This is a genomic window from Methylobacterium planeticum, assembly GCF_008806345.1.
Lineage (GTDB): Bacteria > Pseudomonadota > Alphaproteobacteria > Rhizobiales > Beijerinckiaceae > Methylobacterium > Methylobacterium planeticum.
This window is the reverse complement of record NZ_VZZJ01000006.1, coordinates 31,216-55,364: the sequence shown is the minus strand read 5'-3', so window position 1 is coordinate 55,364 and position 24,149 is coordinate 31,216. Positions and strand designations below refer to the sequence as shown.

Annotated in this window: 23 protein-coding genes and 1 other RNA gene; 8 read left to right on the top strand and 16 right to left on the bottom strand. The window is 70.3% G+C overall.

Annotated features, from left to right (window positions below):
- Positions 1-12 precede the first annotated feature (12 nt).
- From F6X51_RS09200 to F6X51_RS09175, 6 genes are all read right to left on the bottom strand, one after another.
- On the bottom strand, positions 13-1,545 hold the full coding sequence (locus tag F6X51_RS09200) for a Do family serine endopeptidase (RefSeq protein WP_150962944.1): 1,533 nt from the start codon (positions 1,543-1,545) through the stop codon (positions 13-15).
- Positions 1,546-1,712: 167 nt separating this feature from the next.
- The gene (gene hflC / locus F6X51_RS09195; RefSeq protein ID WP_150962943.1) at positions 1,713-2,675 is read right to left on the bottom strand and encodes a protease modulator HflC; all 963 of its coding nucleotides are present in this window, start codon (positions 2,673-2,675) and stop codon (positions 1,713-1,715) included.
- Positions 2,672-3,829 carry an FtsH protease activity modulator HflK gene (gene hflK / locus F6X51_RS09190; protein ID WP_150962942.1) on the bottom strand — a complete coding sequence of 386 codons (1,158 nt, stop codon included), beginning with the start codon at positions 3,827-3,829 and terminating at the stop codon, positions 2,672-2,674. Before hflK ends, hflC begins: the two co-directional genes overlap by 4 nt.
- A gap of 281 nt (positions 3,830-4,110) precedes the next feature.
- Entirely contained in the window at positions 4,111-4,602 is a 492-nt protein-coding gene (locus F6X51_RS09185; RefSeq protein WP_150962941.1) for a dihydrofolate reductase, read from the bottom strand.
- A gap of 53 nt (positions 4,603-4,655) precedes the next feature.
- On the bottom strand, positions 4,656-5,450 hold the full coding sequence (locus tag F6X51_RS09180) for a thymidylate synthase (RefSeq protein WP_150962940.1): 795 nt from the start codon (positions 5,448-5,450) through the stop codon (positions 4,656-4,658).
- 99 nt (positions 5,451-5,549) lie between these two features.
- Positions 5,550-6,347, bottom strand: coding sequence for a CPBP family intramembrane glutamic endopeptidase (locus F6X51_RS09175; RefSeq protein WP_150962939.1), 798 nt, complete (start codon positions 6,345-6,347; stop codon positions 5,550-5,552).
- A gap of 15 nt (positions 6,348-6,362) precedes the next feature.
- Between F6X51_RS09175 and ssrA the strand changes: the two genes are divergently transcribed.
- Both ssrA and F6X51_RS09165 read left to right on the top strand, forming a co-directional pair.
- Positions 6,363-6,734: a transfer-messenger RNA gene (gene ssrA / locus F6X51_RS09170) on the top strand.
- 69 nt (positions 6,735-6,803) lie between these two features.
- Positions 6,804-7,445, top strand: coding sequence for an SspB family protein (locus F6X51_RS09165; protein ID WP_150962938.1), 642 nt, complete (start codon positions 6,804-6,806; stop codon positions 7,443-7,445).
- 254 nt (positions 7,446-7,699) lie between these two features.
- On the opposite strand, the gene F6X51_RS09160 is transcribed toward F6X51_RS09165, so the two are convergent.
- A complete protein-coding gene (locus F6X51_RS09160) occupies positions 7,700-9,169 on the bottom strand; it encodes a cytochrome P450 (RefSeq protein ID WP_150962937.1) in 1,470 nt (489 codons plus the stop codon).
- 129 nt (positions 9,170-9,298) lie between these two features.
- On the opposite strand from F6X51_RS09160, the gene fumC reads away from it, so the two are divergent.
- The 3 genes from fumC (at position 9,299) to F6X51_RS09145 (ending at position 11,232) form a co-directional block, all read left to right on the top strand.
- A complete protein-coding gene (gene fumC, locus F6X51_RS09155) occupies positions 9,299-10,714 on the top strand; it encodes a class II fumarate hydratase (protein WP_150962936.1) in 1,416 nt (471 codons plus the stop codon).
- 75 nt (positions 10,715-10,789) lie between these two features.
- Positions 10,790-10,996 carry a DUF4169 family protein gene (locus F6X51_RS09150; RefSeq protein WP_150962935.1) on the top strand — a complete coding sequence of 69 codons (207 nt, stop codon included), beginning with the start codon at positions 10,790-10,792 and terminating at the stop codon, positions 10,994-10,996.
- A gap of 11 nt (positions 10,997-11,007) precedes the next feature.
- Positions 11,008-11,232 carry a ribbon-helix-helix domain-containing protein gene (locus F6X51_RS09145; protein ID WP_150962934.1) on the top strand — a complete coding sequence of 75 codons (225 nt, stop codon included), beginning with the start codon at positions 11,008-11,010 and terminating at the stop codon, positions 11,230-11,232.
- 17 nt (positions 11,233-11,249) lie between these two features.
- Here F6X51_RS09145 and glcF read toward each other — a convergent pair whose 3' ends face one another.
- From glcF to F6X51_RS09130, 3 genes are all read right to left on the bottom strand, one after another.
- Positions 11,250-12,593, bottom strand: coding sequence for a glycolate oxidase subunit GlcF (gene glcF, locus F6X51_RS09140; RefSeq protein WP_150962933.1), 1,344 nt, complete (start codon positions 12,591-12,593; stop codon positions 11,250-11,252).
- A gap of 128 nt (positions 12,594-12,721) precedes the next feature.
- Positions 12,722-13,909, bottom strand: a complete 1,188-nt coding sequence (gene glcE / locus F6X51_RS09135) for a glycolate oxidase subunit GlcE (protein WP_150962932.1) — start codon at positions 13,907-13,909, stop codon at positions 12,722-12,724.
- A gap of 97 nt (positions 13,910-14,006) precedes the next feature.
- Entirely contained in the window at positions 14,007-15,449 is a 1,443-nt protein-coding gene (locus F6X51_RS09130) for a lipopolysaccharide biosynthesis protein (protein WP_150962931.1), read from the bottom strand.
- Positions 15,450-15,678: 229 nt separating this feature from the next.
- Here F6X51_RS09130 and F6X51_RS09125 point away from each other — a divergent pair, with 229 nt between their 5' ends.
- Positions 15,679-15,918, top strand: a complete 240-nt coding sequence (locus F6X51_RS09125; RefSeq protein WP_150962930.1) for a hypothetical protein — start codon at positions 15,679-15,681, stop codon at positions 15,916-15,918.
- A gap of 45 nt (positions 15,919-15,963) precedes the next feature.
- Here the strand turns inward: F6X51_RS09125 and F6X51_RS28560 are convergent, their stop codons facing one another.
- Both F6X51_RS28560 and F6X51_RS28555 read right to left on the bottom strand, forming a co-directional pair.
- Positions 15,964-16,500 (bottom strand): GNAT family N-acetyltransferase, encoded by a 537-nt coding sequence (locus tag F6X51_RS28560; protein WP_407658491.1) that lies wholly within the window; start codon positions 16,498-16,500, stop codon positions 15,964-15,966.
- Complete coding sequence (locus tag F6X51_RS28555; RefSeq protein ID WP_246696717.1) at positions 16,497-18,125, bottom strand: glucan biosynthesis protein G; 1,629 nt, start codon at positions 18,123-18,125, stop codon at positions 16,497-16,499. The genes F6X51_RS28560 and F6X51_RS28555 overlap by 4 nt, the downstream gene beginning before the upstream one ends.
- Positions 18,126-18,822: 697 nt before the next feature.
- On the opposite strand from F6X51_RS28555, the gene F6X51_RS09115 reads away from it, so the two are divergent.
- Complete coding sequence (locus F6X51_RS09115; RefSeq protein ID WP_150962929.1) at positions 18,823-19,989, top strand: type III PLP-dependent enzyme; 1,167 nt, start codon at positions 18,823-18,825, stop codon at positions 19,987-19,989.
- A gap of 153 nt (positions 19,990-20,142) precedes the next feature.
- Positions 20,143-20,694, top strand: a complete 552-nt coding sequence (locus F6X51_RS09110; protein WP_150962928.1) for a GNAT family N-acetyltransferase — start codon at positions 20,143-20,145, stop codon at positions 20,692-20,694.
- An 84-nt stretch (positions 20,695-20,778) separates the two neighbouring features.
- Here F6X51_RS09110 and F6X51_RS09105 read toward each other — a convergent pair whose 3' ends face one another.
- From F6X51_RS09105 to fliL, 4 genes are all read right to left on the bottom strand, one after another.
- A complete protein-coding gene (locus F6X51_RS09105) occupies positions 20,779-21,564 on the bottom strand; it encodes a MotE family protein (RefSeq protein WP_150963209.1) in 786 nt (261 codons plus the stop codon).
- A gap of 146 nt (positions 21,565-21,710) precedes the next feature.
- On the bottom strand, positions 21,711-22,211 hold the full coding sequence (locus F6X51_RS09100) for a DUF6468 domain-containing protein (RefSeq protein ID WP_150962927.1): 501 nt from the start codon (positions 22,209-22,211) through the stop codon (positions 21,711-21,713).
- A 6-nt stretch (positions 22,212-22,217) separates the two neighbouring features.
- Positions 22,218-23,435, bottom strand: a complete 1,218-nt coding sequence (fliM, locus tag F6X51_RS09095; RefSeq protein ID WP_150962926.1) for a flagellar motor switch protein FliM — start codon at positions 23,433-23,435, stop codon at positions 22,218-22,220.
- A gap of 18 nt (positions 23,436-23,453) precedes the next feature.
- The gene (gene fliL / locus F6X51_RS09090; RefSeq protein ID WP_150962925.1) at positions 23,454-23,957 is read right to left on the bottom strand and encodes a flagellar basal body-associated protein FliL; all 504 of its coding nucleotides are present in this window, start codon (positions 23,955-23,957) and stop codon (positions 23,454-23,456) included.
- Between the last annotated feature and the right edge of the window lie 192 nt (positions 23,958-24,149).

Sequence of the window (24,149 nt, the reverse complement as noted above, 5' to 3'; positions counted from 1 at the left end):
GGAAATCGGTCGTTAGTCGAGCCCGATGGCAACGAAGCGAACGTCACCACTCGCACTGGCAACCAGCAGCAGGACGGATTTGCGCCCCTCCTTCTTCAGAGCATCGACGCGCTTTGAGATGTCGGCGGGAATGTTGACGGCTTCCTGTCCGACTTCGACGATCACCTCGCCGGGCTGGATCCGCTTGTCGGCCGCGGTCGAGTTCGGGTCGACGCGGGTCACGACAACGCCCTTCACACTATCCTTGATGCTGTAGCGGCGACGCAGTTCGTCGGTGATCCCCGAGAGGTTGAGGCCGAGCACTTGGCGGACGGCGCTCTCGGGCTCGGGCTGCTTCACGTTGGCGAGCTGCGGCTTCTCGCTGTCCTCCAGACGTCCGAGGGTGACAGCCTTCGTCGATTCTTGGCCCTTGCGCACGACGACGACATCGACGGTCTTGCCAACCGGCGTCGCGGCGACGATGCGCGGCAGATCGCTCGATGCCTTCACGGTGTTGCCGTTGAACTTCACGATGACATCGCCAACTTCGAGGCCAGCTGTCTTGGCTGGGCCTTTCTCATCGACCCCTGCCACGAGAGCGCCTTTGGCTCCGCCCTTGAGACCGAGGGCTTCGGCGGTTGCGTCGTCCACATTCTGAATCCGCACCCCGAGCCAACCGCGGCGGACTTCACCGAACTCGCGCAACTGATCAATGACGGGCTTGGCCGTTCCGGACGGCACAGCGAAGCCGATGCCAACCGAGCCGCCGGTCGGCGAGAGAATGGCCGTGTTGATGCCGATGACCTCGCCATCCATGTTGAACAAAGGGCCTCCAGAATTGCCCTTGTTGATGGCGGCATCGGTCTGAATGTAATTGTCGTAAGGGCCGGACTCGATGTTTCGGCCGCGTGCCGAGACGATACCGGCCGACACCGATCCGCCGAGACCGAAGGGATTGCCGATCGCAATCACCCAATCGCCGGGTCGCATCTTGTCGGAATCACCGAAGGGCACCGCCTTCAACGGTCGTTCGGCCGTCGGCTTGACCCGAAGGACCGCGAGATCGATCTTCGAGTCCTTGCCGATGATCTCGGCCTTCAGCTTCGTTCCATCGTGCAGAATGACTTGGATGTCATTCGCGTCGCCGATGACGTGGTTATTCGTCACCACGATGCCCTGTGCATCGATGATGAAGCCAGAGCCGAGGGAATTCGACTTGCGCTGCTGGCGCGGCGCGTCGTTCTCGCTCCGGTCACCGCCCTTGTTGCCGCGGCGATTGAAGAACTCTTCGAACAGGTCCTCGAACGGTGTGCCCGGTGGCAACTGGGGCATATTGCGGGCGCTTGGCTTCGCATCCACGGTCGTCGAGGCCGAGATGTTGACGACGGCATCCGTGACCTGATCGGCAAGGTCCGCGAGCGAGTCTGGACCCTTCGCGAGGACGGCAAGCGGCAGCATCGCCGAAGCCACGGAAGCGCCGACCATGACGCCGAAGAAGGCGGAGCGGACACGGCCGCGGAGAGCCGGAAGACGTCGTGCCGGTGCGGCGCTCGCGACGGATTGCATGGTCGACCTCTTCAAGGAACGTTCCCCGGATTGTTGGTTCCGTTCGCCGGCTTCGGCGCCCGCGTGCGCTTTCGCGCCTTCGTGATAGATCGTCCGGCGCTGACGCCGTTCAAGGTCGAAGTTCCTGCGGCGGTTCGGCTGAACCGCCGCAAGCTTGCAGACATCAATCAGCGCGCGGCGCCGGTGGTCGAACCGGTGGTGTTGCCAGGGTCACCGGTTCCGCGCGCGGCGCCCGCCAACGGCTGGCGGCCCTGCGGATCATTGAAATAGCGAAAGAAATCGGAGTTCGGGCTGATGACGAGGCGCGTATCGGAGCCCTTCAACCCATTCTCGTAAGCCTGCATCGAGCGGTAGAAGGCGAAGAAATCGGGATCCTTGCTGAAGGCCTCGGCCAGGATCCGGTTTCGGTCGGCGTCGCCCTGTCCGCGCAACTGCTCGGATTTCTGGTTCGCTTCGGCCAGAATGACCGTCACATCGCGATCCGCCCGCGCCCGGATCGTCGCTGCGATCTGCTCGCCGTTAGCGCGGATGTCGGCCGCTTCGCGCTTACGCTCCGTCTTCATGCGCTCATAGACTGCCGTGCTGTTCTGGGCCGGCAGATCCACGCGAGTCATGCGGAGATCCACGATCTGCACGCCGAGCGCCTTTGCCTGGCGATTCACGTCCTCCTGGATCTCGTTCATCAGGCGCGTTCGGTCCGTCTTGACGATGGCGTCACGGGTCGAGCGGGCCAGAACGTTTCGCAGGCTAGAATTCGTGAAGCTGGCCAGACGCTGGTTGGCGAGCGCGATGTTGCCGACCGCCTGGTAGAACCGCAGCGGATCGATGATGCGATAACGCGCGAAGGCGTCGACCTCCAGGTTCTGGCGATCGGCCGTGAGGAGAGCCTGAACAGGCAGGTCCAGATCGAGAACGCGTTTGTCGAAGATGATGACGTTCTCGATGAACGGCACCTTGAAGTACAGGCCGGGCCGATCCTCGCCGGTCTGATTGAGGACGGCGCGGACGCGCCCGAACTGCAGCACCAGGGCCTGCTGCATCTGACCGACCGTGAAGACCGAGGCATAGAGGGCAATGACCAGCGCAGCCGCGATGACGATGAGGCCGGTCCGGAGAGCGTTGTTGTTCATCGTGCCGCTCCACCCACCTGCTGGCCCGAGCCGCCACGACCGCCATGGTCGTTCAAAGGAAGGACCGGAATGACGCCCGCCGCACCCGCGGCGGATCCGGCCGCACTCTGATCGATGATGACCTTGTTCACCGAGCCGAAGACCCTCTCCATCGTCTCAAGGAAAATCCGCTCGCGGCTGACGGCCGGCGCGGTCTTGTAGGAATCGTAGACCTGCTGGAAGCGGGCAGCCTGACCAGTCGCATCGGCGGTCGCCTGCGTCTTGTACGCTTCGGCAGCCTGCACGACCTGCGCGGCCTTGCCTCGTGCCTGCGGGACCTCGCGGCTCGCGTAGGTCTTTGCTTCGTTCTGGAGGCGCTCAGCGTCCTGCTGGGCTGCGTTCACGTCGATGAAGGAGGGGCGCACCTCGGGCGGCGGTGTGACACTCACGAGTTGCACGACCTCGATCCGGACGCCGGCGCCGTACTCGTCGAGGGCGGCCTGGGTGATCTCCTTCACCTCCTGGGCGATGCTCGATTGCTCGTTCGTCAGGATCGCCTGGATGTTGCGGCGCCCGATGACCTCGCGCATCGCGCTCTCGGCGATCGCCTTGATGGTGCCCTCGGGGTTCTGCAGGTTGAACACGTAGTCCGAGGCCTTGAGCGGGTTGACGCGCCACTGCACCTCGAAATCCAGGTCGACGATGTTCTCGTCGCCCGTCAGCATGAGGCTCTCCTCCGGCATGTCGCGGGAGCGGGCCTGGGCGCCGACCCCGGCGCGGAAGCCGACCTGGATCGAGTTCACCTGACCGACATTGGGCTTCACCACCGTGCCGACCGGATACGGGAAGTTGTAGCGCAGGCCCTCACCCTTCGCGCCGACGTAGCGGCCGAAGATCGTCTCGATGCCGACCTGATTGGGCGCCACCGTGTAGAAGCCCGTCAGTAACCAGACGCCGACAGCAAGCGCACCGATGACGATCACGCTCTTGCCGCCGCCGAGCGAGCCGCCCGGCATCACGCCGCGCAGCCGATCCTGACCGCGCCGAAGCAGATCCTCGAGGTCCGGCGGGGTCTTGCCACCGCCACCGGTGCCCCAGGGGCCGCCACCGTTGCCGCTGCCGCGACCCCAGGGCCCTCCCCCTCCGCCACCGCCGCTCTGATTGCTCCAAGGCATGCTCGCCGATATCTCCTGCTCGCCCTTGGACGGCCGTTTCCGCAACGGTGCCCGCCCAGTCCTGAGCGGTCCCGCCGAGATCGGCCGGATCCGCCTGTTCCTCGCCTGAAAATTCGTTGTGCGTCACCATCTTGGCGCAGCGCAACTGAGTGGGACCACTCAGTCCTGTCAAGGCACGCCGAGGTTTACCACTTTGGGGAATTGGGCACGCCGTGCCCGAATGGCAACCGGGTCCGTGCGCGCTTTCGGCAAAGCTTGCCGCGATGGGTCGTGGGGGGGCGCTAATGCGCGCGCACCAGTTCAACGAAGCTGAAGGCGCGCTCGTCGTGCTCGGAGGGGTTGTGGGCCTCGCGGGCGACTTCGCGGAACGCCGCGCGGTCGAAGGCCGGAAAGTAGGTGTCGCCCTCGGGCCGGCCCTCGACTTCCGTGAGGTGGATCCGGTCGGCGCCGGCGAGCGCCAGGGCGTAGATCTCGGCGCCGCCGACGACCATCAGCTCCTCCGCCGGGCCGGCCGCCGCCAGGGCCTCGTCCCAGGCATGCACGAGGGTGATGTCCGGGGCGCGGAAGCCGGGGTCGCGGGTGAGGACGATGTTGTGCCGGCCCGGCAGCGGCCGGCCGAGGGACGCGAAGGTTTTACGTCCCATCAGGATCGGTTTACCCATCGTCAGCGCCTTGAAGCGCTTGAGATCGCTGCGCAGGCGCCAGACGAGGCCGTTGTCGCGTCCGATGACGCCGTTCTGCGCCACCGCGGCGACGAGGGTGATTGTGGGCATTGCGTCTCGCGTTTGGGCCGGGTGACCAAGAAAGTTGCAGGTTCGAGAAGCGCTTACACCGCGATGGGCGCGCGGATGGCCGGATGCGGATCGTATCCCTCGACGTTAACGTCCGCGAAGCGGAAATCTTCCACCGCGCGGATCGCCGGATTGAGGCGCAGCCGCGGAAGTGGTCGGGGGGCGCGGCCGAGTTGGAGGCGCGCCTGCTCCAGATGATTCACGTAGAGATGCGCGTCCCCGAAGGTGTGCACGAAGTCTCCCGGCACGAGATCTGTGACCTGGGCGATCATCGCGGTGAGCAGCGCGTAGCTCGCGATGTTGAAGGGCACGCCCAGGAACGCGTCCGCCGAGCGCTGGTAGAGCTGGCAGGAGAGGCGCCCCTCGGCGACGTAGAACTGGAACAGGCAATGGCAGGGGGCGAGGGCCATCTGGTCGAGATCGGCCGGGTTCCAGGCGCTCACGATGAGGCGGCGGGAATCGGGGTTCCGGCGTATCTCGTTGATCACCCAGGCGATCTGGTCGATCGTGCCGCCGCCCGGAATCGCCCAGGCGCGCCACTGCTTGCCGTAGACCGGGCCGAGTTCGCCGTCGGCGTCGGCCCATTCGTCCCAGATGCTGACCCCCTGTTCCTGCAACCTACGGACGTTGGTGTCGCCGGCCAGGAACCAGAACAATTCATGAACGATCGAGCGCACATGCAGGTGCTTCGTCGTCACGAGCGGGAACCCGTCCGCGAGGTCGAACCGCATCTGGTGGCCGAACACCGAGAGGGTGCCGGTCCCGGTCCGGTCGTCCTTGCGCACGCCCTCGTCGAGGATGCGCTGGAGCAGCTGGTGGTAGGCTTGCATCGGGCTCGTCTCCTGCCCCGACTTAAAGGCTGCGGGGTCTTGACGCGAGGTATACGAGGGGCCCCGTCCCCGGAATCCCGCGGGGATGGGGCGTCGGCGTCAGCCCGGCGACGGCCAGAGCACGTAGGCCACGAGCGAGAGATTGCTCCAGCCGTGCAGTGCGATGCAGGGCCAGAGCCGCCCGGTGCGCCAGCGCAGCCAGCCGAGCATCAGCGCGAGGGGCAGGAGCGAGACCGGCCGCGCCAGCCCCCAGGCCGAGATGTGCGCGAGGGCGAAGAGCGCCGCCGTCACCAGGATCGTGGCGGCCGGCGAGAGGAAGCGGCGGGCGCTCGCGAAGATCTCGCCGCGCATCAGGATCTCCTCGGCGGCCGGGGCCAGCACGACGAGGTAGGCGAGCCAGGCGGTGACTGCGGCGGGGCTCAGGCTCGGCGACAGGTAGACGCCGCGGCCGAAGGCCGCCCCGAAGGCCTCGGCGGTGCCCGAGACCCAGGCGATGTGGACGATTGGCCAGAGCAGCAGCAGCAGGAGCAGGTTGCGGGCGCGCATGCCGTTCGGGGCCGCCCGGTCGAGGGCGAGCCGGCGTCGCCACTGCGCCGGCTCGCGCCAGATCACGGCGCCGAGGACGAGGGCGGCGAGGAAGACCTGGCGCAGGATGTCGACGGCAAGCTCCCGCGTCGCGAGGCGGGCCGGCCCGAGGGACGGGCGACGGGCCAGGTCGAGCAGGGGGTCGATGCCGTCGAGGAGGTCGGCCCCGACCCGCACCGCCAGGATCGCCATGAGGCTCGCCGCCGCGAGGTAGAGCAGGACGGCAACACCGAGGCCCGAGACCCAGAGGCAGGCGAGGGCGACCGCTCGGGCCGGGGAGGCGCTCCGGGCACCAGCCGCGTCATCGTGCATCGGCGGTCCATGATCGGGCTTCAAAACCGCCGCGAACCCCCCTATATTCGCTGTAGCCGGCCGTAAGGTCGGCACCGGCGATCAACGGTCTTCGCAATTAACCAATCGGACCCGGGGACGGTACCCGGCGCCTCCACCGAAACCCAGGGCTTTTGGACGCAGCGGCGCTGGGCTCCGGCGGGGGCGAGAGGGGATCGACGAGGGCGGAAGGGTCGAGCGTCCGCTCGGCGCGGGTCCGCCGTTATCGGGCCCTCGCAGGCGTCGCCGACGACACCTTCGCTCCGGTGGCGGCGGCTGCGCAGGCGGTCCTCAAAACCTTCTTCAAGTCCTAGCGGTTCGCGTCGTATAGGCGGGGTCAGGAGGCACCTGGTAACAGAAGCCTTCGCGTGATTTTCATGTCCCGGTACGCCCGACGTGCGGCGCGGTCGGCGGGCAGCCCGGGCAAAGCGACAGCCGATGGCAGATGATCTGATCCGTTACGATCTCCTGGTGCAGGATGCCCTCCGCGGCGTCGTCCGCAAGGTGCTGACCGATGCGGCGCGCGACGGGCTCGCCGGGGAGCACCACTTCTACGTCTCGTTCCGCACCGAGGCGCCGGGGGTGCGCATGTCGCAGCGCCTGCGGGAGAAGTATCCGCAGGACATGACGATCGTCCTGCAGCACCAGTTCTGGGATCTGTCGGTCAACGAGCACACCTTCGAGGTGGGCCTGTCCTTCTCGGGCGTGCCGGAGCGCCTGCTCGTGCCCTTCGAGGCGTTGACCGGGTTCTTCGACCCGTCCGTGCAGTTCGGCCTCAAATTCGACCTCAGTGACGGCGCCGAGTTGCCCGAGGAGGACGAGACGCCGGCCCCGGCGAAGTCCGGGCCGCGGGGCGCCGCCTCCGAGCCGAGCGAGACCAAGCCGCGCGGCACCGGGCTCGCGGCCATCGGCAGCAACGTGCCGAAGGTGGTGCCCAGCCTACCCGTCGCCCAGAACGGCGCCGCGGGCGACGAGGCGAAGGCCCCGCCCCGCCCGGCCGCCAGGAAGGACGGCGAGGCCGAGGCCGGCGAGAACGGCGCCGAGGTCGTCAGCCTCGACGCCTTCCGCAAGAAGAGCTGACCCTCAGGCGCCCTCGTCGGGCTCCGCATCACTGAAGGTCCGATTCGCCGAAGGCCCGAATCGCGCTGCACGGGATGGTGGCGTCAGCGGCGCGCCTGGATCGAGGGAACGGACGGCGACACCGGCCGTCCGGTTGCGCGGACCGGCGCCGGCGAAGCGCCGGCTCCCGGGCTCCGACCCCGTCGCGCCGGCAATCGCGGTCTCACCGATCGAAAGCCGGTTCGGGGCGCCGGTGACGGGCCCCTCCCCCGGGCTCACGGAGCCTGCCGTCCTGCTGCCGTCACGAACCCGGGCTGGGCGATGCGCCGGGCCAACGCGGCGGGGCCCGATCCCGGGCGACGCGCCTGCACGTCCATGTGCAGCCCGTGCGCCGGCCGCAGCGTCACCCGGTGGAGCGGCGTCACGGGCGGGTGGTCGGCCGGCAGGTCGAGCCGCGCCGTGCGGACGATATGCGCGAGCAGGATGACGGCCTCCTGCACCGAGAAGCTCTGGCCGATGCAGATCCGGGGACCGGCCCCGAAGGGCAGGTAGGAGAAGCGCGGGATCTGCGCCCGGGCCGCGCCGAGGAAGCGCTCCGGCAGGAAGGCCGCCGGATCCTCCCACAGGGTCTTGTGCCGGTGGAGCACGTAGGGAGCCACCATCACGATCGAGCCGCGGGGGATCTTGAGGCGGCCGATCCGGTCCTCGGCGATGGCCTGCCGGCTGAGGAACGGCACCGGCGGAAACAGCCGCATGGTCTCCTCCACCACCGCCTTGGCGAAGGGCAGAGCCTCGGCATCGAACCCCGCCGGGCCGGCCACGGCCGCGTCGACCTCGCGCTCGAGCCGCTCGCGGGCGGCCGGGTCCTGCGACAGGCAGTAGAGGGCCCAGGTCAGCGCGTTCGCGGTGGTCTCGTGCCCGGCCGCGATGAAGGTGACGATGTTCGCCTTGACCTCCAGATCGGTCAGGCCCTTGCCGGTCTCCGGGTCCTGCGCGGCGAGCAGCAGGGTCAGGAGGTCCTTCGGCGCCGCGCCGCCCCGCATCAGCGCCCGGCGGCGCTCGATCAAGGCGTCGACGATTTCGGCGAAGAAGCGGATGGCGGGGCGCGCCCGCAGGCGCCCGATTCGGGGCACGAAGGTCGGCACGCCGAACACGTCGAGGGGATCGATCGGCCCGACCGCCTCGAGGAAGCGCGTGATGGCGCGGCCGAGGGCGTCCGGGTCGCTCGGCAGGCCCTGCGTGAAGATCGTGCGTTCGAGGACGTCGAGGGTGGTGCGCGTCATCTCGAGCGCGACATCGACCCGGACGCCGTCGCGGCGCGCGAGGCGCCGGGCGATGCGGGCGCCGGCCTGGTTCATCGCGTCGGCGAAGCCCGCGACGTTGCGCGCCGAGAAGACCGGCGCGAGCATGCGGCGCTGCAGGCGCCACTCCTCGTCCTCGGCGGTGAGGAGGCCGTTGCCGAGGCCGGGCGCCAGGACGCGCCGCTGAAGGTCGTCCTTGCGGTAGTTCTTCGCGTTCTCGACGTAGAGGTAGCGGATCAGGCCAGGGTCGCTCACCACCGTCACGCGGCCGAGCGCGCCGTCCCCGGCGAGGACCGGCGCGGTGAAGTGCTCCTCCATCCAGGTCGTGATCGGGTTGGCGCGGGCCGCCTTGAGGAAGGCGAAAAGCCCCATCGGCTCGCGCAAGGGGGCCGGGACCTTCGGGCGGAAGCGGTCCGGGACGGGGAGGATCGGGGTCGTGAGCATTGAGGCGCCATCCTCGGCATAGGGCAGCGACAGCCCGCGCCGTTTGTCAGACGCCGTGAAAAGCGCCATCGCGATTTGCGTATCCCTGCCGTAAGTAGGGTCCGCTTGTTTCAAGACGTAGAGGCCACGATGTCGCCGCAGCCCAGCGAGACCGCCACCCGCACGGAATCCGACACCTTCGGTCCGATCGAGGTACCGGCCCACCGGTACTGGGGTGCCCAGACGCAACGCTCGATCCAGAACTTCCGGATCGGCACCGAGCACATGCCGGCGCCCCTCGTCCACGCCCTCGGCCTCGTCAAGCAGGCCGCCGCGCTCGTGAACAAGGATCTGGGCCAGCTCGACGGGACGATCGCCGCGGCAATCGCGGACTCCGCCGCCGAGGTGGTGGCCGGGCGCTACGACGACGAGTTCCCCCTCGTGGTCTGGCAGACGGGCTCGGGCACCCAGTCCAACATGAACGCCAACGAGGTGATCGCCAGCCTCGCCAACGAGCGCCTCGGGGGCCAGCGCGGCGGCAAGGCGCCGGTCCACCCGAACGACCATTGCAACCGGGGCCAGTCCTCGAACGACACCTTCCCGACCGCCATGCACATCGCGGTCGCGCGGGAGATCAACGACCGGCTGATGCCGGCGCTGACGCATCTGCACGGGGCGCTCGATGCCAAGGCGAGGGCCTTCGAGAGCATCGTCAAGATCGGCCGAACGCACCTGCAGGACGCCACGCCGGTGACGCTCGGCCAGGAATTCTCCGGCTACGCCCAGCAGGTGGCCCTCGGCGGCGCCCGCATCGCCGCGACGCTGCCGGGCGTGCTGGCGCTGGCGCAGGGCGGCACCGCCGTCGGCACCGGCCTCAACGCCCACCCGCGCTTCGCCGAGGCCTTCGCCGCCAAGGTCGCTGAGTTGACCGGGCTCCCCTTCACCTCCGCCGAGAACAAGTTCGAGGCGCTGGCGACCCACGATGCCCTGGTGTTCACGCAGGGCGCGCTCGCGGCCCTCGCCTCCGGCCTGTTCAAGGTCGCGCAGGACATCCGCCTGCTGGCGTCCGGCCCGCGCTCCGGCCTCGGCGAGCTGTCGCTGCCCGAGAACGAGCCCGGCTCCTCGATCATGCCCGGCAAGGTCAACCCGACCCAGTGCGAGGCGCTGACGATGGTCTGCGCCCAGGTCATCGGCAACGGCACGACGGTGGCCTTCGCGGGCAGCCAGGGCCATTTCGAGCTGAACGTGTTCAAGCCCGTGATCGCCAACGCGGTGCTGCAATCGGTGCGGCTGCTCGCCGACGCGGCGGTGAGCTTCGCCGACAATTGCGTCGTCGGCATCAAGGCCAACGAGGACAAGATCGCCGACCTGATGAGCCGGTCGCTGATGCTGGTGACGGCGCTGGCGCCCACGATCGGCTACGACAAGGCCGCCGAGATCGCCAAGACGGCGCACAAGAACGGCACCACCCTGAAGCAGGAGGCCCTGCGCCTCGGCTACGTCACGGAGGCCGAGTTCGACCGGGTCGTGCGCCCCGAGGACATGCTGGCGCCGAGCGCCGAATAGGGGCAGCATCCCCCGGCGCGGCCCTCATTCCGCGCCGGCTCCGGCCTCAGGGCCGCGTGAGGTGAGGAGGCAGGCATGGCCGAGATCATCAACCTGCGCCAGGTCCGCAAGGCGCGCGAGCGCGCCGAGAAGGCGGAGAAGGCCAGCGAGAACCGCGTGGTCTTCGGCCGGCCGAAGAAGGCCAGGACCCTGGCCGAGACCCGCAAGGCGCTGGAGGCCTCCCGCCACGAGGGCCACCGCCTGAAGGCCGACGACCCCGAGGCATCAGACCCGAAGGCATGAAACCGGAAGGCATGAGCGCCGGCATCGTCAAGCGGTCGGTGATGATCGCGGGGCACCGGACCAGCGTTTCCCTGGAGGAGCCGTTCTGGCGGGCGCTGCGGGAGATCGCGGCGGCGCGCGAGCAGTCGGTCCAGGCGCTGATCGGCACGATCGACGCGGGCCGGGCCGGGCAGAACCTCTCCTCGGCGATCCGGGTCTTCGTGCTGGACGCGGTGCGGGAGGCGGCGCCGGCCTGAGACCGCCGGGATCGCCCCTACTCCGCCGCCAACAGGGCGTCCCGCGGGCTCACCCCCGCGAGGGCCGCCGGCATCGGGCCGCCGGTGGCCCAGTCGAGGAGCTCGACCGTGTGCACGATCGGGAGGTTCGTGCCCTTCCCGATCTGGGTCGCGCAGCCGATATTGCCGGTGGCGATGAGGTCCGGCCGCATCCGCTCGATATTGGCGACCTTGCGGGCCCGCAGGCGCTCGGCGATCTCGGGCTGCAGGATGTTGTAGGTCCCGGCCGAGCCGCAGCAGATATGGCCCTCGGGCACGTCCTTCACGGTGAAGCCCGCCCGCTTCAGCAGGGTTTTCGGCTCGGTGCGGATGCCCTGGCCGTGCTGCATCGAGCAGGCGGAGTGGTAGGCCACCACGAGGTCGCTCTCGACCACGGGCGCGTCGAGGCCGAGGCTCGCCACGTATTCGGTGACGTCGCGGGCGATGGCCGAGACCCGCGCCGCCTTGTCGGCGTAGGCGGGGTCTTCGCGGAACATGAAGCCGTAATCCTTGATCGTGGTGCCGCAGCCCGAGGCCGTCACCACGATGGCGTCGAGGCCGGGGCCGTCCATCTCGGCGATCCAGGCGTCGATGGTGCGCCGGGCGTGGGCGTGAGCGGAGGCCTCCTTGCCCATGTGGTGGGTCAGCGCCCCGCAGCAGCCCTCCCCCTTCGGCTGCACCACCTCGACGCCGTGCCGGTTGAGGAGCCGGATCGCCGCCTCGTTGAAGTCCGGCCGCAGCACGCTCTGGGCGCAGCCGCGCAGCAGCGCGACCCGGCCGCGCCGGACCTCCGTTCCCGGCGGGAACAGGCCGGGCCGGTTCGTCGGGTTGCGGCCGGGCAGCGCCGCCGGCGCGAGGTCGAGCATCGCGGCGAGCCGGTTGCCGACGCGCGGCAGGCGCGCCACCAGCCCCCGGAGCGGCCGGCCGAGCTTCGCCCCGACGAGCGCGAGGCGGAAGCGCGCCGGATAGGGCAGCACGAAGGCGAGCAGCGCCCGCAGGACGCGGTCGTCGGCGGGCCGCGCGTAGGTCTCCTCGATATGCGTGCGGGCGTGATCGACGAGGTGCATGTAGTGCACCCCGGACGGGCAGGTCGTCATGCAGGACAGGCACGAGAGGCAGCGGTCGACGTGCTTGACCACCTCCCGGCTCGCCGGCTTTCCGCCCTCGAGCATGTCCTTGATCAGGTAGATGCGCCCGCGCGGGCTGTCGAGCTCGTCGCCGAGGAGGAGGTAGGTCGGGCAGGTCGCGGTGCAGAAGCCGCAATGCACGCAGGTGCGCAGGATCTTCTCGGAGGCCGCCATGGCCGGGTCGGCGAGCTGCGCCAGGCTGAAATTGGTTTGCACGGTCGTTTCCTCGGCCCGGCCGGCGGATCGGGAAATTCCCGTCCGGGCCCAGCGTCCTTTTGAATTGGAGCAATTATACCGAAGCGGGCGGCGTCGGGCATGGGGAATCGTCGCGCAGGCCCGAGGCGTCAGACGCCCGCGTACATGCGGCCGGGGTTGAACAGCCCCTTGGGGTCGTGCGCGGCCTTGATCCCGCGGGTCACCCGCATCAGCGGCTCGGTGAGCGGCTGGAACACCGGCACCGCGGCCCGCACCGGATCGGGGGCGCGGACGAGCGTCGCGTGCCCGCCATGGGTCGCGAGGCTCGCGCGGATCGCGGCGGCGCCGGCATCGCCCGCGCTCGCGGTCGCGAGCCAGATCAGCCCGCCGCCCCAGTCGTAGTACCAGCGCCCGGCCCGGGCCCGGCCGATCTCGGCGGCCACCGCGGCGCCCTTCACCGGGGCGGTGGAGATCCGCCACACGGCCTCGCCGTCCGCCTCGCAGAAGGCCTCGACGTCGCGCACGCCGCGCCAGAGGGCGGCACCCGCCTCGCCCTCGACGAGGTCGGGCTGGCCGAAGCGCCGGAGCAGGCGGCGCAGCGCGCCCGCCCGGTAATCGACGGCGCCGGCGAAACCCTCGATCCGCATGAGGGTCCGGGGCTCGGGCCCCGCGATGCCGGCGGGCAGGTGCGCGGCGCCGGTCAGCTCGAAGGGCGAGCCGAGGGCGGCACTCAGGGCCTCGACGGCGCGGGCCTCGTCGAGGCCGCCGAACACCAGGGTCGCGGTGCGCTCCTGCACGGGCAGGACCTTGAAGGTCACCTCGGTGAGGAAGCCGAGGGTGCCCCAGGAGCCCGCCATCAACTTCACGAGATCGAGGCCGGTGACGTTCTTCATCACCCGCCCGCCGGACTTGATGACCTCGCCGCGCCCGTTGACGAAGCGCACGCCGATGAGGCTGTCGCGCGCCGCCCCGGCGTTGATGCGGCGCGGCCCGGCATTGTTGGCCGCCGCCACCGCCCCGAAGGTCGGCTCGCCGGCCGTGCGCATCAGGCGGCGGTGGTCCGCGGGCTCGAAGGGCAGCATCTGGCCGCGCCCGTTGAGCAGGGCCTGGACCTCGGCGAGCGGCGTGCCGGCGCGGGCGGCCACCACCATCTCGGCGGGCTCGTACAGGGTGACGCCCGTGAGGCCTCGGGCGCTCAGGGTGGCGGCATCCTGCGCCGGCCGGCCGATGCCGGCCTTGGTGTCGGCGCCGACGAGCCGCAGCGGCTCGGACCGGCCCGCGGCCTCGCGGACGACGCCCGCGGCTTCGTCCTCGCCCGTCGGCTCGTATGAACGCATCGTTTCCTGCCCATCGCGGGACGGCCTGTACGGCCCTCCCTTTCGGCAGGATCATGCGGGTTTGCGCTCCGGTTTCAAGCGCCCGGGCGCGCTTCGACTAGTCGGCGAGGGCCGCTTGTCCGCGCCGCAGGCGCAGCGCCACGACGCTGCGCAGGCCCGCGATGTCGAAGAGCCAGACGAGGCCACCGTAGAGCGCCACCCCGAGGGGCACCGACACCGCCAGCGCGGTGACCGGCTCGAGATGGCGCAGCGGCGTCAGGGCGAGTCCCATGGCGAGGCTCGCGGCGCCGGCCCCCGCAAGGCCGCGCCAGGGCAGCCGCAGCGGCTCCGGCCCGGTCAGGGCCCGCAGCGCCAGCCAGGCGAAGGCGGCGCCGAGGCCCAGGCTCTGTGCCAGCGCGATGCCCGCCGCGCCGACGAGGGCCGGCAGGACGAGGAGGCCGACGCCGTTCACCGCGAGGCCGATCACCGCGGCGGCGATCACCGGCAGGGTGCGGCGCCGGATCTGGAAGATCGGGTTGAGGGCGAAGTTCATCATCGCGAGGCAGAACAGGCCCGGGATCATCAGGGCGGCGTAGAGCGCGAAGGGCCCGCGAAAGGCCTCCGGGACCACGAGGGCCTGGAGCGCCGGCAGCACCGCCCAGAAGCCGACGGCGCAGGGAAGCAGCAGCGCCACCACGGTGACGGCGTTGTCGGCGACCTGACGCTCCGCCGCCGCCCGGCCCTGGTGCTCCTCCGCCTGGACGGCGAGCTGGAACAGCAGCAGGTCGAGGGCGGTGCCGAGCGTCGAGAGGCTGCGGGAGGTGACGTCGGCCGCGAGCGCGAAGTAGCCGGCCTCGGCGAAGCCCGCCTGCGCCGCGATGGTGCCGCGGTTGAGGAAGGGCATCAGCTGGTAGATCGCGTTCGCGGCGATCAGCGGCAGGCCGTAGAGCATGAACAGCCGCCAGGTCTCGCGCAGGCGCACCCGCAGCACCGGGGTGGCGGGGTCGCGCAGGGGATGGCGCAGCAGGAACACGGTGACGACCTGCGCGCCCGCGAAGGCGAGGAGCACGTAGGTCGGCTGCGGCAGGTACCAGGCGGTCGCCGCCATCGCGGCGAAGCTGATCAGGTTCTTGAGGGCGACGAGGCGGAAGTAGAGCCCGCCGTCGAAGCGGGCCCGGGCGAGCGCGGCGTGGAAGTCGAAGACGCCGATGCCGAGGGCCGCCATCGCGGTTCCGGCGAACAGCGCTCCGCGGCTCTCGGGGCCCGCCTCCACGCCGAAGCCGGCGCAAAGGAGCGCCGCGGCGAGCAGCACGGCGGCGATGACCGCGTAGGCCCGGTCGAGGCCGTGGCGGATCCAGGGCTCGTCGGCGCGCACGCGGCCCGAGTAGAACCGCGTGGCGGAGAGGCGCAGCCACTCGAACAGCAGGGTGTTGAGGACGATCGCGCCCGCCGTCGCCAAGGCGAACCGGCCGAAATCGGCGGGGCCGAGGAGCTTTGCGATGATCAGGCCGAGGATGAAGTTCAGCCCGGCATTGAGCACAAAGGCGGCGATGACAGCCATGAACAGCCTTCAGCGAGCATCCTTCGGGGGCGCCGGGCGGGCACCGCCGCCGTGTTAGCGGCCTGCGGGTAAGAAACTCCTAATCCGGCGGCAGGAAGGCAGCCGGCGACCCCTTGCCGATTGGTTGAGCCCTTCGCCGACATTCTCGTGGAGCGTGCAAAATGGCCAGGAACCGTACTGCCAGGGTTGCCGTTGCTAGCGCAGATTCAACCACCAAGTGGAGAGACCCATGCGCACATCGCTCCTGACAGCCGCGTCCCTGTTCACGATCCTGGGGGTTCAGGCGGCGACCGCCGAGACGACCGTGATCCGCCGCGACGCGCCCGACACCGTCGTGGTCGACCGTCCCGCGACCGAGCACAAATCCGTCGAGACCCGCGAGACCAGCGACGGCTGCGCCTCGAAGACCGTGTCGAAGACGAACGAGTACGGGGACAAGAAGACCGTCACCAAGGAATCCTGCGACTGAGACCGACCGGCGCCCGTACATGATCCCGGCGCGAAGCCCGTCCCGTCACGCGCGGGGCGCGCTTCGTCGCGTCCGGGGTCCCGGCCTCGCCTCGCCGAGCGCCTTCTCGTAGCGCCAGGCCTCCATGCCGTCCTCGTAATAGTCCGGCCGCACCGTGAAGCGGACGTAGCCCCGGCGCTCGTAGAGCCGGATGCCGGCGCCGTTATCGGCCCGGACCTCGAGGCGGAGCCGGGTGCAACCGTGCCGGCGCGCGTCGGCCTCCGCGGCGTCGAGCAGCAATCCGCCGAGGCCGAGCCCGGCGCGGGCCGGTGAGACCGCGATCGAGGAGAGGCGTGCATTGCGGCTGCCGCGCCGCCGCTCGATCGTCGCGGCGCCGACGAGCACCGGCTCGGCGGAGGCCTCGTCCACGAGGGCGACCAGGAGGGTCATCGAGGGCGAAGCGATCGCGTGGCGGATCGCCCGCCGCTCGGCGCGATCGCTCGCGAACGCGGCGTGTTCGAGCGCCAGGAGGGCGTCGAGGTCGCCGCTTCGCGCTTCGCGGACGGTGACGACCGGGTTGAGCTTTGCGGCCGGCACGCTCACGCTGCGGCCCAGGCGTAGGTCCAGGTTTCCGAGAGTGTGCGGTTCCCGGCCCTGAGATAGGCCCGCAGCTCGGTCGATTGCCCGGCGCCGTCGAGGCGGACGTCGACCGCCGCGCGGAAGCCCGCGATGTGCGGGTTGGGCGTGATGGAGGTCGCCACGATCGTTCCCTGCCCGGTGCTGGCCACGACCTCGACGAGGGCCGGGTCGGGCATATAATAGGCGAGGTCGCCCCCGGTGAAGTCGATCAGGAAGCGGCGGCTCAGGGGCTTGCCCGCCGGGGCGGCGCGCGGGTCGCTCGCGGGCGCCGCGCCGCTCGCGGCAGCGCCGACCACGTAGGTGTTGGCGACCGTGGCACCGCCGTGGAGGCGTGTTCCCGCCGCCATGGCCCGGACCCGGTAGGCGACGGAGACCGGCTCTCCGGCTCTGTAGGGCTGCTTCGGCCGCCACCATGCCACGATGTTGTCCCCGGTCTCCGTGTTCGTCGGAAGTTCCATCAGGACGACGCTGCCCTCCCCCCAGGATCCCGCCGTCTCGACGAAACAGCTCGGGCGCCGATGATAGCCGGCCTCGAGGTCCTGGTAGTCCTCGAAGCTGCGGTCACGCTGCATCAGCCCGAAGCCCCGGGGGTTGGTGTCGGCGAAGGCGGAGAGGCGGCGGCTCGCCGGATTGTCGAGGGGCCGCCAGATCCACTCGCCGCTTCCCGCGGCGATCAGCAGCCCGTCGGAATCGTGCAGCTCCGGCCGGTAATCGTCCGAGAAGGCGCGGTCGTTCTCGCCGATGAAGTACATCGAGGTCAGCGGCGCGAGGCCGATGCCGTCGAGGTCGCGGCGGGGATGGAGTCTCGCCTCGACCGAGACCACCGTCTCGTCGCCCGGCTGGACCGTGAAGCGGTAGGCCCCCGTGACCGAGGGACCGTCGAGGAGCGCGTAGACCACGCAGGCCTCCGCCGCCTTCTCGGGCACCTCGACCCAGAATTCGCGGAAGAACGGGAACTCCTCCGGGCCGCCCGCCCCCTCGACATTCACCGCGAGGCCCCGTGCCGAGAGCCCGTAGAGCTGGTCGCGGCCGAGGAAGCGGTAATAGCTCGCGCCCACGAAGGTGATCAGCTCGTCGAGGACGTTCGGCTTGTTGAGCGTCGTGTGCAGGCGGATGCCCGCGAAGCCGAGATCGACGGGAAGCGGCTTGTCGAGATGGATCCGGCCGAAATCGAACAGACTCGCCTGATACGGGATCGAGGTCGCGACGCCGCCCCGGATCAGGCTCACGGTGACGGGGCGCTTGTAGAGGAAGCCGAGATGGAAGAGCTGCAGCCGGAACGGGCTGCCCTCGGCCCCGAGGAACGCCTTGGCAGGGCGGAAGCGGATGTCGCGCCAGGCATCGTAGTCGAGGCCCGCGAGCGGCGGCGGCAGCGCCGGCTCGCGCGGGTCGAAGGGCGCCTTGGCGAGGTCGCGCGCGCGCCGGTCGACGTCCTCCAGGCTGAAGCGCCTGGTGTTGCGCCCCTCCCCCTGGCCGAGCGCCCTTCCGGACAGGAAGGGGGCGGCGACACCGGTCGCGGCAAGGCTGGCCGCGGCGAGGCTTGCCACGGCAAGGCCCGGGACGACGGCGCGGCGGGTGGGCTCGGTCATGGTCCTCGACTTGAACGTGGGCGGATGCGGGATCGCGTCGGGGCGGGTGCGGCGCTTCCCCCCGGCAGGGTGAGATGCGCGCTCCGGCGGCGCTTGGAAAGCCTCCGCGCGGGACGCCGCGGCGTTTGTGCAACAATTGTGGGAAAGTCCGGGGATTCCGAGGCCCTGCGGCGCTGTTTTCCCTTGTGAGGAAGAGGGTCCGCACGTATATCCCGCTTGCCCAATTTCGCACGTGCCTGTGGCCGCGTGTCGGTTGGTGGGCATCCGGCCAACTGCCGGACAGCCGCCAGGGGTCTTAAAGGATCGATGGTCGACAGGGTGGATTCCCTCCGGCCGGCATCCAGGTGGCAACACCGGACCCCGACAACAACCGGCAGCCGGAGGCGAAACCGGCGAACCCCGCTCTCCACGGGGGACGCAGCTTAAAGCAACGACGAACGGGCTTTTTTGGTCTCGTCGGCCCTCCAAAGGCCGGCACCGAAGAGGCTTGTTTCTCCTTGCCCGCAGTGCGGTTGGGGTTCCCCCTACCAATCCAAGGCAGCTTCCGGGTGCTCTGCGCCCGCAATGCCCGTCGCGTCTCCAAAGCGCGCCGAGCGTCGCGTCGCATCGCCCCCTGACGCCGGCGGTCCTTCCGGATCGCTCGATTTCGACAACGCGCCCCTCGACGGGCGCCTGCGAACCTATGGTGGGGACGACCATGACCGATCGTATCCGCGACTTCCTGCGCGCACGCCGCGACATGGGCCGTGACGAGGGCCCGGTGATGGTGCTCGACCTCGACGTCGTGCGCGACAACTACACGGCCTTCGCCCGGGCGCTGCCGGACACCCGCGTGTTCTACGCCGTCAAGGCGAACCCGGCGCCGGAGGTGCTGCGCCTGCTCGCCGAGATGGGCTCCTGCTTCGACACGGCCTCGGTGGTCGAGATCGAGATGGCGCTCGCCGCCGGCGCCACGGCGGACCGGGTCTCCTTCGGCAACACCATCAAGAAGGAACGCTGCATCACCCGCGCTCTCAAGCTCGGGGTGCGCCTCTTCGCGGTCGATTGCGAGGCCGAGGTCGAGAAGATCGTGCGCGCCGCCGCCGCCGCCGGCATCGAGGCCGGCGAGGTCCAGGTGTTCTGCCGCATCCTCTGCGACGGCGCCGGCGCCGAGTGGCCGCTCTCGCGCAAGTTCGGCTGCGTGCCCGAGATGGCGATCGGCGTGCTGGAGCACGCCCACCGGCAGGGCCTCACCGCTTACGGCGTGTCCTTCCACGTCGGCTCGCAGCAGGGCAACACGGAAGCCTGGGACGGGGCCCTCGCCTCCGCCTCCATGATCTTCCAGGAATGCGCGCTGCGGGGCATCGGCCTGCAGATGGTCAATCTCGGCGGCGGCTTCCCGACCAAGTACCTCAAGGCGGTGCCGGGGGTGGAATCCTACGGCGACGCGATCTTCCGGGCGCTGACCAAGCACTTCGGCAACCGCCTGCCCGAAACGATCATCGAGCCCGGCCGCGGCATGGTCGGCAACGCCGGCATCATCGAGGCCGAGGTCGTGCTCGTCTCGAAGAAGTCGGAGGCCGAGGACGAGGTGCGCTGGGTCTATCTCGACATCGGAAAGTTCGGCGGACTCGCCGAGACCATGGACGAGTCGATCCGCTACGCGATCCGCACCGACCACGACGACGACCGCATGGCGCCCTGCGTGCTCGCCGGCCCGACCTGCGATTCCGCGGACGTGCTCTACGAGAAGAACCATTACCCGCTGCCGGTCTCCCTCTCGATCGGCGAGAAGGTCCTGATCGAGGGCGCGGGCGCCTACACGACGACCTACGCGGCGGTGGCCTTCAACGGCTTCCCCCCGCTCGAGCAGATCGTGATCTGACGGCGCTCGCGCCCTGACCGGTCCGGACGGGAACCTCGTCCGGGCCTCGCGCATTCCCTGCGCCCATCAGCCTCATCCATCCCGGACGGCCGGCCTCGTGGGAGGCCGGTGCGAGGGCTGTCGCTTCTCCCAACGCTTGGGAAGGGTACGGCCGTGATCCAGATCCGTGACGAGCATGCTGTCGATGTTTCGGCGCGCGAGCGACTGCTCGACGCGTGCTTCGGGGCCTCGCGCTTCGCCAAGACCTCGGAGCGCCTGCGTGAGGGCCGCCTGCCCGCGCGCCGCCTCGCCTTCTCCGCCACGCGCCGCGGCCGCCTCGTCGGGACCGTGCGCCTGTGGAACGTCGCAGCGGGCGAGGCCGGGGACGCCCTGCTGCTCGGGCCGCTCGCCGTCGACCCGGCCCTGCACGGCCAGGGGCTCGGCAAGGTGCTGATGCACGCGGCCCTCGGCCGGGCGGAGGCGCTCGGCCACGCCGCGGTGCTGCTCGTGGGCGATGCCCCCTACTACGCCCGATTCGGCTTCTCGCAGGCGCTCGCCGAGGGCCTGTGCCTGCCCGGCCCCTTCGCGCGCGAGCGCTTCCTCGGGCTGGAACTGCGCGCCGGCGCCCTCGCGGACGCGGCCGGTCTCGTTCGGGCGACGGGCGCGCGCGCGCCCGTGGAGATCGCCCCGGCCTTCGCCGCGGAGGCCCGACGACAGGCGGCCTGAGCCGCGGCCCGCCGGATGACTTGCCCATGATTTGCCCGATGCGGCCTCCCTCCATCCCGGGGGAGGCCGTCGGCTTGCGGTGCCTCAGCGCGGCAGGCTCGGCGGCGGGCTCGGCGTCGGGTCGATCGCCGGCAATTCGTTCGGCGGCAGGGCCGCGCCGGCATTCGCCTGCGCCTGCGGGCCCGTGACGCCGCGGGCCCGGTTCGCCAGGGCGACGGTGAGCTTCTCGGCGGTTTCCGGCTGCATCACGGCGAGGACCTCCGCCATCTTGCGTGGGTTCATCGCCAGCACGATCGGCACCAGCACGTCGTGATGAAGCCGGTCGAAGACGCGGGCGGCGTCCTTCGGCTTCATCGTCTCGTACATGGTGACGATGTTGCGCAGCGCCGCCTTCTCGGCCTCGGCCTTCTTGCCGCCCCCCGCATCGGCCTTGTCCTCGGCCTGCTTCAGGTCGTTGACGCCCCCCTCGAGCTTGCGCTCGGCCTCGCCGAGCATCTGCTCGCGCAGGTCGAGGTCCTGGCTGCGCTGCTTCAGCGCGTCGCGGCGGGCGCCGAGCTTCTCCAGCAGCGCCCGCTCGGTCGGCGAGACCGGCTCGGGCAGGGCCTGGACCGCCGCGGGCTCCGGCTTCCTGGCATCCGCCGGCTTCTCGGCCTCCTTCGGGCTGACGGAGCCGGTGGTGGTCGGATCGGGGATCTCGTAGCCGGTCCGGGCCCTGGCGAGGACGCGGGCGAAATCCGGCAGTTCCTGGTCGACCCTCGGCGGCTCGACCAGGAGGGTCGCGAGCTTCAGGACGAGGAGCCCGGCCGCCGCGAGGCTGACGGCATCGATCAGGCGCAGCTTCAGCGGGCGCACCGGGCGCTTGCGCGACAGGCCGAGGGCCGTGCCGGCCGCCGCGGGCTTGCGCGGGGCGGGATTGCGGGGGACGGCCTGCGCGACGGCGGTGCCGGCGAGGCTCGGACGCGCCGCCTGCAGCAAGGGTTGCGGTGCGGCCGCGACCGCGGCTTTCGGCGCCTCGCTCACGCGGCCCGGCTCCGGACACGGCTGAGGGCGCGCTCGGACATGGCGAGCGCCGCGGCGGCCGCGGCGCCGAGGCGCTCACCGTTCGGGCTCGCGGGCGGGGGCGGCGGAGCGGCGACCACGGGCTCCGGCGCGGGCGCCGGGACCACGGGGCGCGGCGCCCGGGCGGCACTGCCCATCTCGGAGACGATCGCGCCGATGCGGGCGAGCACGCCCTCCCCGGCCTGGACCTGCGCGGCGATGTCAGTGGCGTAGCGCTCCGCGGTGCCGAGGCGCTCGGCCAGGGTCCGGTCGCACTCGTCGAGGGCGTTGCGCAGGCCCGCGATCGCCCGCTCGGCGGTGTTGCTCGCCACCATGAGGTCGCCGATCGTCTGGCGCAGCGCCGCCTCGTCGCCCTTCATCACGGCGATCTTCCGGGACAGGCGCATCGAGGACACGATGGTGGCGACGAGGAGCACCGCCACGAGGAGGTCGGCGAGCAGCGTGACGAGGACACTCATGGGGCGCTACCCGTCGTTCCGGTTGTTCATCGAGGCCTCGAAGGCCTGGAGCGTGGTGCGGGAGCGGCGCAGCGGCCGCGTCACCTGCACGGCGATGGTGTCGTCGACCCGGCCGATGCGCCCCTGGGTCAGGGCCCAGTCTCCGCAGCGGACGGTGATCAGGTCGGTGGGCTTGGCGTCGAACATCAGGGTGTCGCCGACCTTGAGCGCTAGCACGCGCTTCAAGGGCAGCATCATCTCGTGGAGCACCGCCTCCATCGCCACGTCCGCCTGCCAGATCTCGGTGGCGAGGTGGCCCTCCCAGACATGGTCGCGGCCGAGCTTCTCGCCCATGAAGCTCTGCATGAGCAGTTCACGGATCGGCTCGATCGTGGCGTAGGGGAACAGGATCTGCAGCAGGCCGCCGCGCCCGTCCATGTCGAGGCGCAGGCCGATCAGGATCGCGGCGTTGGCCGGCCGGGTGATGGTGGCGAAGCGCGGGTTCGTCTCGATGCGGTCGATCAGGAACCGCACCGGCGAGAGCGGCTGGAACGACAATTCGAGGTCGCCCAGGATGATCTCGACGAGGCGGCGCACGAGCTGCATCTCGATCGTCGTGAAGGGCCGCCCGTCGAGCCGGCTCGAGGAGCCGCCGCGCTTGCCCCCGAGGAGGAGGTCGAGGGTCGAGTAGGCGAGGTTCGACTCGACCGTGACGAGGCCGGAATTCTCCCAGGCATCGGCCCGGAACACCCCGAGCAGCGTCGGCAGCGGGATCGCGTTGAGGTAGTCGCCGAAGCGCACCGAGGTGATGTTGTCGAGGGTCACCTCGACGTTGTCCTGGAAGAAGTTGCGCAGGCTCGTCGACAACAACCGGATCATCCGGTCGAAGACGATCTCGAGCATGGGCAGGCGCTCGTACTGGACGACGCCCGAATCGACGATGGCGCGCACGCCGCCCGCACCCGAGGCGGAGAGCTCGCGCAGGGAGAAGCCCAGGACGCCGTCGATCTCGTCCTGGTTCAGGATGCGGTCGTTGCCGGCGAGCTCGGGGAGGTTGTCGCTCTCCCCGTCCTCGATCATCGTCGCCCATTCGGCGGCGACGTCGCTGGCGTTGCGGGTGGTGCCCTGCTCGGCGAGGGCCGCGCCCCATTCCTCGGCGAGCGAGGCGTCGCCGCCGCCTTCCCCGTTCTGCTCGAGGAGGGCCGCGGACCAGTCGTCTTCCATGCTCGGGTCGTCGGGTTCCATGATCGTCTCGACAATCCGCTACTGGATGATCACGTCCTTGAAGAGCACCGCCTCGGCCTTGGCGGGATAGAGCGCGACGTTGACCCGTCGCAGGAGCTCCTCGCGCAGCCGGTAGAGCCCCATCGAGCCGGAGAGGTCGCTCGCGCGCAATTCGCGCATGTAGACCTGGAGCGTGTCCTCGACCCGGGGCATCAGCGGCTTGATCTCGCTCTCGGCCTTGGCGTCCTTCAGTTCGAGGGCGATGCGCAGCTTGGCAAAGCGCGCCTTGTCCTGCCCAAGCTCCGGAGTGAGGTTGAGGATCATCTCGCGGACGTCGAGGAAGACGACCGGCTTCTTGACCTCCTCGGCATGCTCGCCCTCGGCATGGGAAGCGGCCTTCTTCTTCATCAGGAAGAAGCCCCCGCCCCCGCCACCGAGGAGCAGCACCGCCGCCAGGATGATGACGAGCTTCTTCTTGCTCTTCGGAGCCTCGACCTCGCCGCCCTCGCCTTCGGCGGGGGCCTTCTTCGGCTTCTTGGCCATCGTGCCGCAACCCAGGATCCCGGAGGGCCGCGCGGGGTTCGGCGTCCTTCCTCCACGAGGTATCCGTTCGTACGGTTAATGACCCGTTAAGCCGGCAAGATCTGCCGGGTCGGCTTTGCCGCCTGTCCGTTCCTGCGTCCCCGGCGCAACACCGGGCGTTCCCCCTAAGCGACTGTCGGATAAGGGAATACG